General features: G+C 67.6%; 18 protein-coding genes. 14 read left to right on the top strand and 4 right to left on the bottom strand.

Annotated features, from left to right (window positions below):
• The first annotated feature begins 112 nt into the window (after positions 1–112).
• The 7 genes from ACFOPO_RS02700 to ACFOPO_RS02670 all read left to right on the top strand — a co-directional run bounded on the left by ACFOPO_RS02700 (position 113) and on the right by ACFOPO_RS02670 (position 4,841).
• Positions 113–997 (top strand): LysR substrate-binding domain-containing protein, encoded by an 885-nt coding sequence (locus tag ACFOPO_RS02700; RefSeq protein ID WP_386700583.1) that lies wholly within the window; start codon positions 113–115, stop codon positions 995–997.
• Positions 998–1,160: 163 nt separating this feature from the next.
• Positions 1,161–1,592 (top strand): YciI family protein, encoded by a 432-nt coding sequence (locus tag ACFOPO_RS02695; RefSeq protein ID WP_386700581.1) that lies wholly within the window; start codon positions 1,161–1,163, stop codon positions 1,590–1,592.
• Positions 1,593–1,615: 23 nt separating this feature from the next.
• Entirely contained in the window at positions 1,616–2,029 is a 414-nt protein-coding gene (locus tag ACFOPO_RS02690) for a VOC family protein (protein WP_386700579.1), read from the top strand.
• Positions 2,030–2,035: 6 nt separating this feature from the next.
• Positions 2,036–2,443 (top strand): VOC family protein, encoded by a 408-nt coding sequence (locus tag ACFOPO_RS02685; protein ID WP_386700577.1) that lies wholly within the window; start codon positions 2,036–2,038, stop codon positions 2,441–2,443.
• Positions 2,444–2,470: 27 nt separating this feature from the next.
• Positions 2,471–2,899, top strand: a complete 429-nt coding sequence (locus tag ACFOPO_RS02680; RefSeq protein WP_386700575.1) for a YciI family protein — start codon at positions 2,471–2,473, stop codon at positions 2,897–2,899.
• Between the two features lie 36 nt (positions 2,900–2,935).
• Positions 2,936–3,496 carry an SRPBCC family protein gene (locus ACFOPO_RS02675; protein WP_386700573.1) on the top strand — a complete coding sequence of 187 codons (561 nt, stop codon included), beginning with the start codon at positions 2,936–2,938 and terminating at the stop codon, positions 3,494–3,496.
• A 64-nt stretch (positions 3,497–3,560) separates the two neighbouring features.
• Complete coding sequence (locus tag ACFOPO_RS02670; RefSeq protein ID WP_386700571.1) at positions 3,561–4,841, top strand: RNA polymerase sigma factor; 1,281 nt, start codon at positions 3,561–3,563, stop codon at positions 4,839–4,841.
• Between the two features lie 2 nt (positions 4,842–4,843).
• Here the strand turns inward: ACFOPO_RS02670 and ACFOPO_RS02665 are convergent, their stop codons facing one another.
• The 3 genes from ACFOPO_RS02665 to ACFOPO_RS02655 form a co-directional block, all read right to left on the bottom strand.
• Positions 4,844–5,206 (bottom strand): DUF1428 domain-containing protein, encoded by a 363-nt coding sequence (locus ACFOPO_RS02665; protein WP_386700569.1) that lies wholly within the window; start codon positions 5,204–5,206, stop codon positions 4,844–4,846.
• 85 nt (positions 5,207–5,291) lie between these two features.
• A complete protein-coding gene (locus ACFOPO_RS02660; protein WP_386700567.1) occupies positions 5,292–5,915 on the bottom strand; it encodes a YceI family protein in 624 nt (207 codons plus the stop codon).
• Positions 5,916–6,021: 106 nt separating this feature from the next.
• A complete protein-coding gene (locus ACFOPO_RS02655; protein WP_386700565.1) occupies positions 6,022–6,363 on the bottom strand; it encodes a TfoX/Sxy family protein in 342 nt (113 codons plus the stop codon).
• Positions 6,364–6,452: 89 nt separating this feature from the next.
• Between ACFOPO_RS02655 and ACFOPO_RS02650 the strand changes: the two genes are divergently transcribed.
• The 4 genes from ACFOPO_RS02650 (at position 6,453) to ACFOPO_RS02635 (ending at position 10,380) form a co-directional block, all read left to right on the top strand.
• On the top strand, positions 6,453–7,394 hold the full coding sequence (locus ACFOPO_RS02650; protein ID WP_386700563.1) for a DMT family transporter: 942 nt from the start codon (positions 6,453–6,455) through the stop codon (positions 7,392–7,394).
• Positions 7,395–7,449: 55 nt separating this feature from the next.
• A complete protein-coding gene (locus ACFOPO_RS02645; RefSeq protein ID WP_386700561.1) occupies positions 7,450–9,081 on the top strand; it encodes an AAA family ATPase in 1,632 nt (543 codons plus the stop codon).
• Positions 9,082–9,085: 4 nt separating this feature from the next.
• Positions 9,086–9,847, top strand: coding sequence for a general secretion pathway protein GspB (locus ACFOPO_RS02640; RefSeq protein ID WP_386700559.1), 762 nt, complete (start codon positions 9,086–9,088; stop codon positions 9,845–9,847).
• A gap of 137 nt (positions 9,848–9,984) precedes the next feature.
• Positions 9,985–10,380 (top strand): DoxX family protein, encoded by a 396-nt coding sequence (locus ACFOPO_RS02635; RefSeq protein WP_386700557.1) that lies wholly within the window; start codon positions 9,985–9,987, stop codon positions 10,378–10,380.
• A gap of 100 nt (positions 10,381–10,480) precedes the next feature.
• Here ACFOPO_RS02635 and dbpA read toward each other — a convergent pair whose 3' ends face one another.
• Complete coding sequence (gene dbpA, locus ACFOPO_RS02630; protein WP_386700554.1) at positions 10,481–11,869, bottom strand: ATP-dependent RNA helicase DbpA; 1,389 nt, start codon at positions 11,867–11,869, stop codon at positions 10,481–10,483.
• Positions 11,870–12,066: 197 nt separating this feature from the next.
• On the opposite strand from dbpA, the gene ACFOPO_RS02625 reads away from it, so the two are divergent.
• From ACFOPO_RS02625 to ACFOPO_RS02615, 3 genes are all read left to right on the top strand, one after another.
• The gene (locus tag ACFOPO_RS02625; protein ID WP_386700552.1) at positions 12,067–12,645 is read left to right on the top strand and encodes a hypothetical protein; all 579 of its coding nucleotides are present in this window, start codon (positions 12,067–12,069) and stop codon (positions 12,643–12,645) included.
• A 94-nt stretch (positions 12,646–12,739) separates the two neighbouring features.
• Positions 12,740–13,246: an RNA polymerase sigma factor gene (locus ACFOPO_RS02620; RefSeq protein WP_386701253.1), complete on the top strand. Its 507-nt coding sequence runs from the start codon at positions 12,740–12,742 to the stop codon at positions 13,244–13,246.
• Positions 13,247–13,255: 9 nt separating this feature from the next.
• Positions 13,256–13,906 carry a hypothetical protein gene (locus ACFOPO_RS02615; RefSeq protein WP_386700550.1) on the top strand — a complete coding sequence of 217 codons (651 nt, stop codon included), beginning with the start codon at positions 13,256–13,258 and terminating at the stop codon, positions 13,904–13,906.
• Positions 13,907–13,922: the final 16 nt, after the last annotated feature.

Here is a 13,922-nt window from a genome sequence, read left to right as displayed (position 1 = left end):
ACGGCACCCATCGACTAATCTGGCTCTTGCCAGACCGACATTCTCGTTACCTTCCGGCGAGGCACAAGCGCATACTTTGGCTGTCAGACACAAACCAGATTTGAGGCTCGACATGGCACTGCGCGCGGACTGGCTGCCGGCCCTCACGGCATTCGAATCGGCGGCCCGGCACCAGAACTTCGCCCACGCCGCCGAGGAACTGCACCTGACTGCGAGCGCGGTCAGCCACCACGTCCGCAAGCTCGAATCGCGGCTGGGCGTGGCCCTGTTCCAGCGCCATGCGCGCGGGGTGGCCCTGACCGCCGACGGCCGCAAACTGGCCGACGCCGCCGGCAGCGCCCTGGCCGACGTCGACGGCGTGCTGCGCAGCCTGCGCTCCGGCCGCGAAGACCACGACCGCATCCGCTTCACCACCCTGCACTCGCTCACCTACACCTGGCTGACTCCGCGCCTGCCCGAGTTCACCCGCGCCCACCCCAACCTGCGCCTGAGCATCGACACCGAGGTCGCCCTGACCCGCTTCGACGAACCCGGCCCGGACTTCGGCATCCGCCACGGGCCGGGGCACTGGCCTGGCCTCACCGCCCATTTCCTGATGGACGAAGGCCTGCTGCCGGTGGCCTCGCCGAACTTCCCGGGAATCGACGACGTCCGCCAACCCGCCGACGTCGCCAGGCAGCCGCTGATCTCCGACCACTCGCGCCAGGGCTGGCACGACTGGTTCCGCGCCGCCGGCGTGCACGGCGCCAAGTTCGATGAGCGCCTGACCTACACCGACAGCACCGGCGCGATGAACGCGGCCGTGTTCGGCATGGGCATCGCCCTCGCCCGCTCGCGCATCGTCGCCCCGTATCTCGAAAGCGGACGCCTGCAACAACTGCCGGTGCCGACGGTGAAAGCGCGCTGGGGCTATTACGTGGTGTACCCCTCGCACCGCCGGCTGCGTGCGGCGGCGCAGACGTTCGTGGACTGGTTGCTGGCGCTGCCGAAGGACTGAAGCGGCGAGCAACGTCCATGGGTTCCCGCCTTCGCGGGAATGACGGCGGGCCGGGGGACGACGCGCCACCGCAGAAAATTTCCCAGGCCATGTCGATCCCGGGCGGCCCCGTTCGTCATCAGGACAAGAGCCCCACTGCGGCGGCTCCAGAAAGGAGACGACGATGCGCTTCATGGTGATCGTCCGCGCCAATGCGGACTCCGAAGCCGGCGTGATGCCGAGCGAAGAACTGCTGACCCGGATGGGCGAATACAACGAAGAACTGGTCAAGGCCGGCGTGATGATCGGCGGCGAAGGACTTCATCCCAGCAACAAGGGCGCCCGCGTACGCTTCGGCGGCAAACAGCGCACCGTCATCGACGGCCCATTCGCCGAGACCAAGGAACTGATCGCCGGCTACTGGCTGTTCCAGACCGCATCGCTGGCCGAAGCGGTCGAATGGGTCAAACGCGCCCCCGCCCTGTTCGACAACGAAGAGGACTGCGAGATCGAGATCCGCCAGATCTTCGAAACCTGCGACTTTGGCGCCGAACTCACCCCCGAACTGCGCGCCCAGGACGACCGCCTGCGCGAACAGATCGCCGCCCGCCAATAAGCCCGACACTCCCAGGACCACCCATGAAGATCAACGCCTACCTCATGTTCAACGGCAACTGCGAAACCGCGATGCGGTTCTACGCGCAGGCGCTTGGCGGCACGCTCGACCCCATCACCTCGTTCGGCGACAGTCCCGCGCGAGAGCACGTACCGGCCGACCATCGCGACAGGATCATGCACGCACGCCTGCAGGTCGGCGACCAGGTGCTGATGGCGTCGGACGGCATGCCCAACGACAGCTACGACGGCATCAAGAACTGCTCGATCGCGCTCAATGTAGATTCCGTCGCCGAAGCCGAGCGCGCGTTCAAGGCATTGTCGGACAAGGGCAACGTGATCATGCCGCTCGACAAGACCTTCTGGTCGGCCAGCTTCGGAATGCTCGTCGACCAGTTCGGCGTGCCGTGGATGATCAACTGCGAGCGCGAGGGCTGATACGCCATGGCCAGCCAGATCTTCCTCAACCTCCCGGTCAAGGACCTAGACCGCTCGGTCGACTTCTTCGAAAAGCTCGGTTACTCATTCAATCCCGACTTCACCAACGAGAAGGGCGCGTGCATGGTCGTGACCGACGACATCTACGTCATGCTGCTGACCGAAGCGTTCTTCCAGACCTTCACCCGCAAGCCGGTGCACGACGCGACCAAGGGCACGGAAGCCATCGTCTGCCTGACCCTGGACAGCAGCAATGCCGTCGATGCCATCGTTGCCAAGGCCGTGGCAGCAGGTGCGAAGACCCACTTCGATGCCAGCGACGAAGGCTTCATGTACGGCCATGGCTTCGAAGACCTGGACGGACACCTGTGGGAATTCGTCCACATGAAACCCGATGCGGTCCCGAACCACTGACCTGCCGCCCACCAAGGAGATGCCACCATGCGCTTCATGATGCTGATGATCCCAAAGGGCTACGAATCCGCCGCACCCGGCACGGTGCCCGAAGCCGACGCCGTCGCGGCGATGATGAAATACAACGAGTCCCTGCAGAAAGCCGGCGTGCTGCTGGCGCTGGACGGACTGCACCCGCCGTCGATGGGCGCGCGCGTGAGCTTCAAGGGCGGCAAACCGCAGGTCACCGACGGCCCCTTCAGCGAAGCCAGGGAAGTGCTCGGCGGCTACTGGATGATCCAGGTGAAATCGCGCGAGGAAGCCATCGCATGGGCCTCGCGCTGCCCGGCCTCGGACAACGAAGTCATCGAGATCCGCCAGGTGCAGGAACTGGCCGACTTCCCCGCCGACGTGCAGAAGGCCGCCGCCGGCCTGCAGGACATGCAGCAGCAAGCCGGTTCGACACCCAAGCACTGACCACCGACAACGCAACCCCAGGGAACGGAGTAACGAATGTTCAAGTTCATCGCCATCGCCATCGTCGTACTGATCGCCGCCGTGCTCATCTACGCCGCCACCCGCCCGGACACCTTTCGCGTCGAACGCCGCCTCCACATCCAGGCACCGCCGGAACAGGTGTTCGCGCAGATCAACGACTTCAACCGCTGGCGGGCGTGGTCGCCGTACGAGAAGCTCGACCCGCAGATGCAGCGCGAGATCGGCGGCGCCGCACAGGGCACCGGCGCGACCTACAGCTGGGACGGCAACAACAAGGCCGGCGCCGGGCGGATGGAGATCGTGCAATCGGTGCCTTCCTCGAAGGTCGATATCCAGCTCGATTTCAGCCGCCCGATGCGGGCACGCAGCAGCGCGCAGTTCACCATCGTGCCGCAGGGCAATGGCAGCGAAGTGACCTGGGCGATGAATGGCGACATGCCGTACGTCTCCAAGGTGTTCAGCGTGTTCGTGAACATGGACCGCATGATCGGCAAGGCATTCGAGGAAGGCCTCGGCAACCTCAAGCGCCTCACCGAGCACGGCGGTTCCGCGACACCCGCCCTGGAAGGCGCGTGATGCCGCTTCGAACACTGGTTCGGGTACTTGCATCCGCACAACGTCGGTGGTGTGATCGGTCGCCATGACGGCGACCGACATCCACCGCAGCATCGATGCCGTATGGCGTATCGAATCGGCCAGGTTGATCGCGACGCTCGCGCGCATGGTGCGCGACGTCGGCCTGGCGGAAGAACTGGCGCAGGACGCGCTGGTCGCCGCCCTGGAACGCTGGCCCGAGACCGGCGTTCCCGACCAGCCCGGCGCCTGGCTCATGGCCACCGCCAAGCACCGCGCCATCGACCGCCTGCGTCGCAGCAAGCTGCTGCAGCGCAAGCACGAGGAACTCGCGCGCGAGCTTGAAGCCGAACAGGAAAGCGCCGACGACGCGCACCTGGACAAGCTCGACGACCCGATCGGTGATGACCTGCTGCGGCTGGTGTTCACGGCCTGCCATCCGGTGCTGTCCACGCCCGCACAGGTCGCATTGACCCTGCGCCTGCTCGGCGGACTGAGCACGGACGAGATCGCGCGCGCGTTCCTGGTGCCGGAACCGACGATTGCCCAACGCATCGTCCGCGCCAAGCGCACGCTGGCCGACAAGCAGGTGCCGTACGAAGTCCCGCGCGGTGAAGAGCTGGCGCAACGGCTGTCGTCGGTGCTGGCGGTGATCTACCTGATCTTCAACGAAGGCTATGCCGCCACCGCCGGCGACGACTGGATGCGCCCGGGCCTGTGCGAGGACGCACTTCGCCTGGGCCGTATCCTCGCCGGCCTGGTGCCGAACGAGCCGGAAGTGCATGGCCTGGTCGCGCTGATGGAAATCCAGGCGTCGCGCTCGGCCGCGCGCGTGGACGGCGACGGCGAGCCGGTGCTGCTGCTCGAGCAGAATCGCTCGCGCTGGGACCAGTTGCTGATCCACCGCGGACTGGCGGCGCTGGAGCGCGCGGAGAAGCTCGGCTCGGTGCGCAATCCATCGCGCGGCCCTTACACGCTGCAGGCGGCGATCGCGGCCTGCCACGCGCGCGCGCTGACGGCCGAGGAAACCGACTGGGCCAGCATCGTCGGGCTATACGGTGCGTTGGCGCAGCAGGTGCCGTCGCCGGTGGTGGAACTCAACCGGGCGGTGGCGCTGTCGATGTTGTTCGGCCCGGCCGCCGGCCTGGCCGTGGTCGACGGGCTGACCGGCGACCCGCTGCTGAAGGACTACCACCTGCTGCCGAGCGTGCGCGGCGACCTGTTGCGCAAGCTCGGTCGTTTCGGCGAGGCGCGCGAAGAGTTCGAGCGCGCCGCGGGCATGACCCGCAACGCGCGCGAACAGGCGCTGCTTCGGCAGCGCGCGGCCGAGTGCATGGCCGAAAGCTAGCCTCAGAGCGAGACGATAGGCTTGAAGCCGCCCCAGAACATCCGCTTGGCGTCGAACGGCGAGTTCTTGGGATTCATCATGTCGGCCAGTCGCGGGTCGTTCATCACCAGCTTGTTGATCTTGTCGCGCTGCGCGCGCGACTTGTAGGTGATCCACGAGAAGATCACCACCTCGTCGGCCTTGAGCTTCACCGCCTGCGGGAACGAGGTGACCTTGCCCGGCTGGACATCGTCGGCCACGCATTCGTTGACCTCCAGCGCACCGTGCTCGCGCCAGATCTTTCCGGCCTTGCGCGCCATCGCGCGGTACGCCGGCAGGTTCTTCTTCGGTACCGGAATCACATAGCCATCAACATAGAAAGCCATCGTTTGCTCCTCCTTCATGGGCGACTGCGTGGTCGCATGTTCCGGCATGGGCCGTTAGCGTGCCGGCAAGAAAATGGTCAGCGGGTCACGGCGCCTGTGCCTTGCCCGCCTGGCCCTGCGCCTCCTGCACTGCTTCAACTTGAATCCGCAGCGTCACGTTCATGTCGAAGCCGTAGTCCTTGCCGGCGTCGATGCCGAACTCGTCGCGGCGGAACGTGCCCAGCGCATCGGCACCGCACAGTTCGCGCTTGTGCAGCGGGTGCGGGATGCACTTGAAGCGGTCGATGGTGAGGTCCAGCGGCCGGGTCACGCCGCGCAGGGTCAGTTCGCCCTTCACGCGCGTGGGTGCGCCATCGCGGAAATCGGCCAGGCGACCCTTGTAGACCGCCTTCGGATACTTGCCGGCATCGAGCAGGTCGGCCTCGCGCGCCTTGTCGTTCATCACATCGAGGCCGTAATCGACGCTGGCGGTATCGATCGTCACTTCCACCGTGCCGGTGCCGGCGCTCCTGTCGAGCGAGATCTCGCCCTGGCTGGCGTTGAACTTGCCGCGCCACACCGACACGCCCATGTGGTCGGCTTCGAAGCTCGGGAAGGTGTGGTTCGGATCGATTTCATAGCGGACGGGCTTGGCGACGGCGGTCGCAGCGATTGCCAGCAGGGCCGTGGCCACGGCGATTCGGACGGAAGCGGAGCGTTTGGAGGTCATGAGTGGATTCCGGGATGGAAGGGATGGCGGCCGCAATGGCGGCCTTCACTGTCATGACGAATGGGCCGGGGCGAAATCGACATCGCCTCCGTGGACGGCAGAATGTCTACTTGCGACGCCGGGACGGGGTCTTGCGCAGCGCTGCGGCATGGGCGAGCTCGGCCCAGGGTTTCATCGCCTGCGGAGAATCCATGGCCGATTCCGGCACCGACCAGTAGCTCATCCGGATCGGCAGCTGCTGGCCCAGGTAGACGTATGGCTCGCTGCCGGCGGCCTCGAAATGCAGGCGGGTCTCGTTGTCGACCTTGAGGTACAGGGCCTCCTCGATGACCACGCCGATCAGGGTGCCCTCGAGGTACACGCCATGGCCGCCGAACATGGCACGGGTCGTCACCCGGCCCATCCCGTCGAGCAGGTCGTGGAGATGGGCGATCAGGGCACTGCTCATGGATCCGGATGATCGCCGCCAACGATTTTGCCGGCAACTGCGGTGACAATAGGCCCCTCGCCACCAACGCCCCATCGCGACCACGCCGCATGAACCCGACCAGCAAGGCGCAACTGCAAATCCACTTCTGCGTATTGCTATGGGGCTTCACCGCGATCCTCGGCAAGCTGATCACGTTGCCGGCGTTGCCGCTGGTGTGGTGGCGGATGCTGATCGTGGTCGCCGCGCTGGCGCTGCTGCCGCGCGTGTGGCGCGGGCTGCGGGCGATGTCGCCGCGGCTGATGCTGGCCTATGCCGGCATCGGCGCGCTCGTGGCCCTGCACTGGCTGACCTTCTACGGCGCGATCAAGTTGTCCAACGCTTCGGTCGGCGCGACCTGCATGGCGCTGGGCACGGTGTTCGTGGCCATGATCGAACCCTGGCTGACCCGCACGCGATTCTCCAAGCGCGAACTGGCGCTGGGCGTGATGGTGCTGCCGGGCGTGGTGCTGGTGGTCGGCGGCGTGCCGGCCGGGATGCGCGCCGGCATTGCCGTGGGCGCGATGTCGGCGCTGCTGGTGGCGCTGTTCGGTTCGCTCAACAAGCGCCTGGTCGAACACGGCGACCCGCTCACCGTGACCGCGCTGGAACTGGGCGCGGGCACGCTCACGCTGACCCTGCTGGCGCCGTTGATGCCGCTGCTGTTCCCGGCCTTCGCCGGACCGCTGCTGGTGGTGCCCAGCGGCCACGACATCGCCCTGCTGCTGGGCCTGGCGCTGGCCTGCACGCTGCTGCCGTTCACGCTGTCGCTGGTAGCGCTGCGTCACATGAGCGCGTTCGCGCAGCAGCTGGCGGTGAACCTGGAGCCGGTGTACGCGATCGTGCTGGCGGCGCTGCTGCTGGGTGAACAGCGCGAATTGACGACCACCTTCTACGTCGGCGTGGTCATCATCCTCGCTGCGGTGTTCGTGCACCCGCTGCTGGGCAAGCCCCGGCGCCTGCAGCATCCGGAAGTGCTGGGAACCGCCGAGGCCAAGGGCGCGGCCGACTGAGCCCCGGCAGTAGTTTTGTGGCAGGCTTAGCGCCATCACCCCTTGCAGGTTGCGCATGTACCTCGAGCACTACGGCCTGACCGAGCCGCCGTTCTCGATCACGCCGGACCCGCGTTTCGTGTTCCTAAGCGAGCGCCACCGCGATGCGCTCGCGCACCTGCTGTTCGGCGTCGACCAGGGCGGCGGAGGCGGCTTCGTCCAGCTCACCGGCGAGGTCGGCACCGGCAAGACCACGCTCTGCCGCCTGCTGCTGGAGCAGATCCCCGAGACGACGCGGGTCGCGCTGGTGCTCAATCCGCGCCTGACGCCGGTCGAGCTGCTGGAGACGATCTGCGAGGAATTGCACATCGATCTCGATGGGCGCCGGGGCAGCCTCAAGTCGCTGGTCGACGCCCTCAACGCCTACCTGCTCGACGCCTACGCGCAGGGCCTGCGCGTGGTGCTGATCATCGACGAGGCGCAGAACCTGTCGGTCGATGCACTCGAACAGGTCCGCCTGCTCACCAACCTGGAAACGCCGACGCAGAAGCTGTTGCAGATCGTGCTGCTGGCCCAGCCCGAGCTGCGCACGATCCTCGCCCGCGACGAACTGCGCCAGCTCGCCCAGCGCATCACCGCGCGCTACCACCTCACCCCGCTCGACGCGGCCGAAACCGGCGAATACCTGCGCCATCGTTTTCGCGTCGCCGGCGGCCAGCGATTCCCGTTCAATGCCGGCGCGGTGAAGCGCATCCATGCCCACGCCGGCGGCGTGCCGCGCCTGATCAACAACATCGCCGAACGCAGCCTGCTGGCCGGCTATGCGCACGACGCCAGCCAGGTCGATGCGCGCATGGTCGATCTCGCCGCGGCCGAAGTGCTGCCCGGACAGGCGCGGCGGTGGTGGACGCCCAGGGCGCTGGTGACCATCCCGCTTGCCGTCGCCGCGATGGCCCTGCTCGCCTTGGCGGCCACGCTGTGGTGGCCGCGCGCTCCGGCGCTGGCACCGGCGACGGCCTCGACGCCCGCATCTGCCGCCATGGCAGCCGTGACCAGGCCGGCCGCCGTGGCGGCGCAACCGGCGCTCGACGCGACCGCGTTCGCCACTCGCCTCGATGCCGCCACGCCCTCGCCTGCGCAAGCCTGGGGGCAACTGCTGGCGCGCTGGCAGTTGCCTGCCGGCGGCAACGACATCGCCGCTGCCGCGGCGTGCCCTCCCGTGCTCGCCACGGGCGTCTATTGCCTGCGCGGCCGCACCAGCCTCGATGCGCTGATCGCACAGGATCGTCCCGTGCTGCTGCTGCTCAACCAGGGCGGCACCGCCACCTGGGCGCTGCTTGAAGGCGCCGACGCGCGCCATGTCCGGTTGCGACTGGGCAACGACGTCGTCGCGATCGATCGGATCGCCCTGCAGCAGTTCTGGGATGGCGAGCATGCCGCGCTGTGGCGCGCACCGGCCTTCCTCGCCGACGCGCCGCGCCTTGGCAGTCAGGGCGCCGCGACTGATTGGGTGCACGCGCAACTGCAGCCGCGTTACCTGCCCCGATCAACGGGCGCGGCGACCTTCGATACCGCGATGCAGGAGGCGGTGCGCCGGTTCCAGCGCGACCACGGACTCGCCAGTGATGGCCTGGTCGGTCCGGCAACGCTGCTGGCGCTGGCCGCCACCGGCACCGATGGCCCGCGCCTGCTGACGCCAGGGAAGTGAATCGATGTCGCTGATCCTCGACGCCCTGCGCAAATCCGAAGCCGAGCGCCGCCGCGGCCAGGCGCCGGACCTCTATGCCGAGTTGCCGCCGCTGGTGCCGCGCACCGCAACCCGCCGACCGCTGTGGCCCTGGTGGCTGGCCGGTGGATTCGCCGTGCTGGCGTCGCTGTGGCTGCTGCGCGATGTCACGTCCACCGCGGGCGTGGTGACGGCGCCCGTGGTCGACGCGCCTGCCGCTGCTGCCAATGATCTGGCGGATTCGACTGCAGCGGTGGGGCCTGCCGTGCCGCCGGCAACGGCCCCGTTGCCGAAGCCTGGCCCCCGCTTCGCCAGTGAGCCTTCGCGGTCAGCCCTGCCTGAAGCGCGGCCCGCCCGCGAAGCCATGGCGACCGTGGCCGTGCCACCGGAAACCGGGCCAGCACCGTCCCAGCCTGCACCGGAACCGGTGCTGCCCTCGTCGTCGCAGGCGCCGGTGCAGCCGCCCGTGCAGGTGGCCAGCGTGACCCCGCCGGCGCCTGCCGCCACACCGGCCGCAGCCGCCCCGCTACGCCTGGCCGATCTCTCGGCTGGCGAGCGCGAACAGCTGCCGGCCCTGAAGATCAGCATGCACATGTGGGCGCCAAGCCCTGACCAGCGCTTCGCGATCATCGACGGGGCCCGGGTCGGCCAGGGCGACCGCGTCGGCGATGCGGTGGTCGAGGAGATCTCTGCCGACAGCGTGGTCCTCAACTGGCACGGCCAGCGCGTGGCGCTACCGATCCACTGAGCGGGCGGCGCGTCGCAGTTGCACAGGAACCCGCGCTGGCGTGACCATCAGCGGGTCCCGGCTCCACCCAAGTCCCGCCCGAACCCGTCCAGCCACCACTTCCTGTCAGCCATCCATTCCGAGCAAGGGGTCCCGCCATGAACAGCAGCACCCAGCAAGACACCGGCAAGCTGATCCTGCGCCTCGCCGTGGGCGTCCTGGTTTTCCTGCACGGCATCAGCAAGCTCGAAGGTGGCCTCGACGGCATCGTCAAGATGGTCGAGACACAGGGCTTTCCCGGGTCCTTCGCCTACGGCGTGTTGATCGGCGAAGTGCTGGCGCCGCTGCTGATCATCACCGGCTTCTTCTCGCGCATCGGCGGGATCCTGGTGGTGATCAACATGCTGTTCGCGCTCTACCTGGTGCACCTGGGCGACCTGGGTCGGCTCAATGAGCAGGGCGGATGGGCGATCGAACTGCAGATCATGTTCCTGACCACCGCTGCCGCCGTCGCGCTGCTGGGGCCGGGGAAGTACGCGTTCAACCAGCGCTGAGCGGGTTGATGTGCCGGGGTCCCGGGTGCGCTGCGCTTACCCGGGCTACGCCCCCTCTCCCGCTTGCGGGAGAGGATTGGGGTGAGGGCAACGCCGCCGGTTACATGCGGTTGACGCGGAATTTGCGGCCTTTGATCTTGCCTTCGCGCAGGCGCGCCAATGCCGGCGCGGCCTGCGCGCGCGCCACGGCGACGTAGGAGCGCGTGGCGAATACGTCGATCTTGCCGACTGCATCGGCCTTGAGGCCGGCGTCGCCGGTCAGTGCGCCGAGGATGTCGCCCGGGCGCAACTTGTCGGTGCGGCCGGCGTCGATGCGCAGCGTCACCATCGCCGCCGCCGGTACGTTCGATGCCTTGCCGGCCAGCGGCGTGGCCTTGTACCAGATCAACGGCAGGCCCTGGCGCTCTTCGATCTGGCTGGCACGCGCCTGTTCGCGCGGTCCGCACAGGCTCAGTGCCATGCCTTCGCTGCCGGCACGGCCGGTGCGGCCGATGCGGTGCACGTAGATGTCCGGATCCGGCGGCATGTCGTAGTTGACCACCATCGCCAGTTCCTTGACGTCCAGCCCGCGCGCGGCGACGTCGCTGGCCACCAGCACCGTGCAGCTGCGGTTGGCGAAGCGCACCAGCACTTCGTCGCGGTCGCGCTGCTCCATGTCGCCGTGCAGTGCCAGGGCGGTGAAGCCGTAGTGCGCCAGCGAGGCGGCGACTTCATCAACGTCTTTGCGCATGTTGCAGAACACCACGCACGATTCGGGCTTGTACTGCAGCAGCAACGCCGCCAGCAGCTGCGTCTTCTTCGTCGGATCGGCTTCGTAGAAGCGCTGGTCGATGGCGACGTGCTGTTCGTCGCCTTCGACGGTCACTTCCATCGGCTCGCGCAGCAGGCCGCGGCTGATCTCGCGCACGGCCTCGGGGAAGGTCGCCGAGAACAGCAGGCCCTGGCGCGACTTCGGCGTCTTGCCGACGATCTCGCGGATGGGCTCCTCGAAACCCATGTCGAGCATGCGATCGGCTTCGTCGAACACCAGCGTGCGCAGCGCCGACAGGTTCAGCGCGCGCTTGCGCAGCAGTTCCTGGATGCGGCCCGGCGTGCCGACGACCACGTGCGGTGCGTGCTCGAGCGAGGCCAGCTGCGGCGCCAGCGGCATGCCCCCGCACAGGATCGACAGCTTCAGGTTGGGAATGGCGAAGGCGAGCTTGCGCAGCTGCTTGCCGACCTGGTCGGCCAGTTCGCGGGTCGGGCACAGCACCAGCGCCTGGGTGGCGCCCTGGGCCGGGTCGAGGCGGTGCAGCAGGCCCAGGCCGAAGGCGGCGGTCTTGCCGCTGCCGGTCGGCGCCTGCGCGATCAGGTCGCGGCCGGCGAGGATCGCCGGCAGGCTGCCGGCCTGCACGGGGGTCATCTTCGAATACCCCAGTGCCTGGACGCCCTGCAGCAGGGCCGGATCAAGGGACAGGGAGGCGAAATCGTCGGAAAGCGGCTCGTTCATGCCGACATGATCGCAGCTATCGGCCGAGCACGGGCTCGATGAAGCCACGTCATCCCGGCGGACGCCGGGATCCAGGCCGGCAGAGCAACAGCAAAATGGATCCCGGCGTTCGCCGGGATGACGGTGAGGGCTACGCCGGGATGACGGGCAGGCCCTATGCTGCCGCCATCGGCCCTCGGCCTGCCGGGACGCAGTGCATGACCACCGACCCGCTGTTCACGCATATCCGCATCGTCCTCGGCATCGTCCTCGGACTGGGCCTGACCACCCTGCTCAAGGGCATGGCCCGCTTCGTACAGCACCCCGGCCGCGATCACATCTACTGGGTGCACATGGGCTGGGCGATCTCCATGTTCATCGTGCTCGTGCACTTCTGGTGGTGGGAGTTCGGCCTCAGCCACGTCCATCCGTGGAGCTTCGTCGCCTACGCCTTCCTGATTCTGTACGTGGTGGTGCTGTTCCTGCTGTGCACGCTGCTGTTCCCCGACGACCTGGCCGAGTACGCCGGCTGGCGCGACTACTTCCAGTCCCGCCGCGGCTGGTTCTTCGGGATCATGGCGGTGCTGTACCTGATCGACTTCGGCGACACCCTGATCAAGGGCCACGACTACTACCGCCGCTTCAACGTCGAGTACCCCATCCGCAACGTGGTGATGATCGGCCTGTGCCTGGTCGCGATGAAGGTGCGCTCGGAGACCTTCCACCGCTGCTTCGTCGTCGCCGCGATCGCCTACGAGCTGAGCTGGATCTACCGCCTGTACGACTATCTGGATTGAGAAGCCGCAACTGGGCTGTGACGATTCGCCCCTGCCTGCGAATCATGGGTTCGACCAGGCAATGGACGCGTTCGCGATGGAGTACACCGCCAGCATGACGGCCCAGACCGCTGACCCGCGGCAGCAGTTCGAGGCCCTGCTCCAGGCCCACCGCGGCATCGTCTTCAAGGTGGCGGCGACCTATGCCGCCCACGCCGAAGACCGCGCCGACCTGGCCCAGGACATCGCCGCGCAGTTGTGGCGCGCCTACCCGGGTTACGACCCGCAGCGCCCCTTTCCGACCTGGATGTACCGGATCGCGCTGAACGTGGCGATCTCCTGGCTGCGCGGCGAAGGCCAGCGCCGCCGCCGCACCGTGTCGCTCGACGACAACCTCCACGACCTGCCGGACGAACAGGGCATCGATGTCGAAGCACGGCAACGCCTGGAGGTGTTGGAGCGATTCATCGCCGCACTCGATCCGATGCACCGCGCCCTGCTCCTGCTGTACCTGGAGGATCGCAGTTACCGCGAGATCGCCGAGATCCTGGGCATCAGCGAAACCAACGTGGCCACCCGCATCAGCCGCCTCAAGCAGCGCATCCGCCAGGACGTGGCGTAAGGAACGAACATGGAACTCGACGAACTCAAGCTCGCCTGGCAGACCCTCGACCGCCGCCTGCAGCAGCAGACCGCGCTGAACCTGCAACTGCTCACCGAAAGCCGCATCGACAAGGTCCGCTCGCGACTGCGGCCGCTGTGGTTCGGGCAGGTGATCCAGCTGATCGTCGGCGTGCTGCTGACGGTGGCGTTCGCGAGTTTCTGGATTGCCAACACCGGCTCGCCGACGCTGCTCGCCAGCGGCCTGGTGATGCACGCCTGGAGCGTGGCGCTGATCATCTCGGCGGTGATGGAGCTGCTGCTGATCACCCGCATCGATTACGCAGGTCCGGTGCTGACCATCCAGAAATCCCTGGCGCAGCTGCGGCTGTGGCGCACGCGGGTGTCGCCGTGGCTGGGGTTGCCGTTCTGGCTGCTGTGGATGCCGCTGATGGCGATCGCGTTCAAGCAGCTGTTCGGCGTGCAGATGCACGCCAGCTTCTACTACATCGGTATTCCGATCGGCATCGTCGGCATGCTGGCGATGGTGTGGTTCCACCGCTGGGCGCATAGGCCCGAGCGCCGCCACATCGGCGAAGCGATCGATGCCGAAAGTGCCGGGCGCAGCGTTACGCGCGCCCAGCGGTACCTCGACGAGATCGCGCGGTTCGGGGACGAATGACCTGCCCCGACGCGCG

The sequence above is a fragment of the Lysobacter sp. GCM10012299 genome, assembly GCF_042649405.1.
Classification (GTDB): Bacteria; Pseudomonadota; Gammaproteobacteria; order Xanthomonadales; family Xanthomonadaceae; genus Lysobacter_J.
Note: the sequence above shows the minus strand (reverse complement) of the source record. Positions and strands in the feature narration are given on the sequence as shown.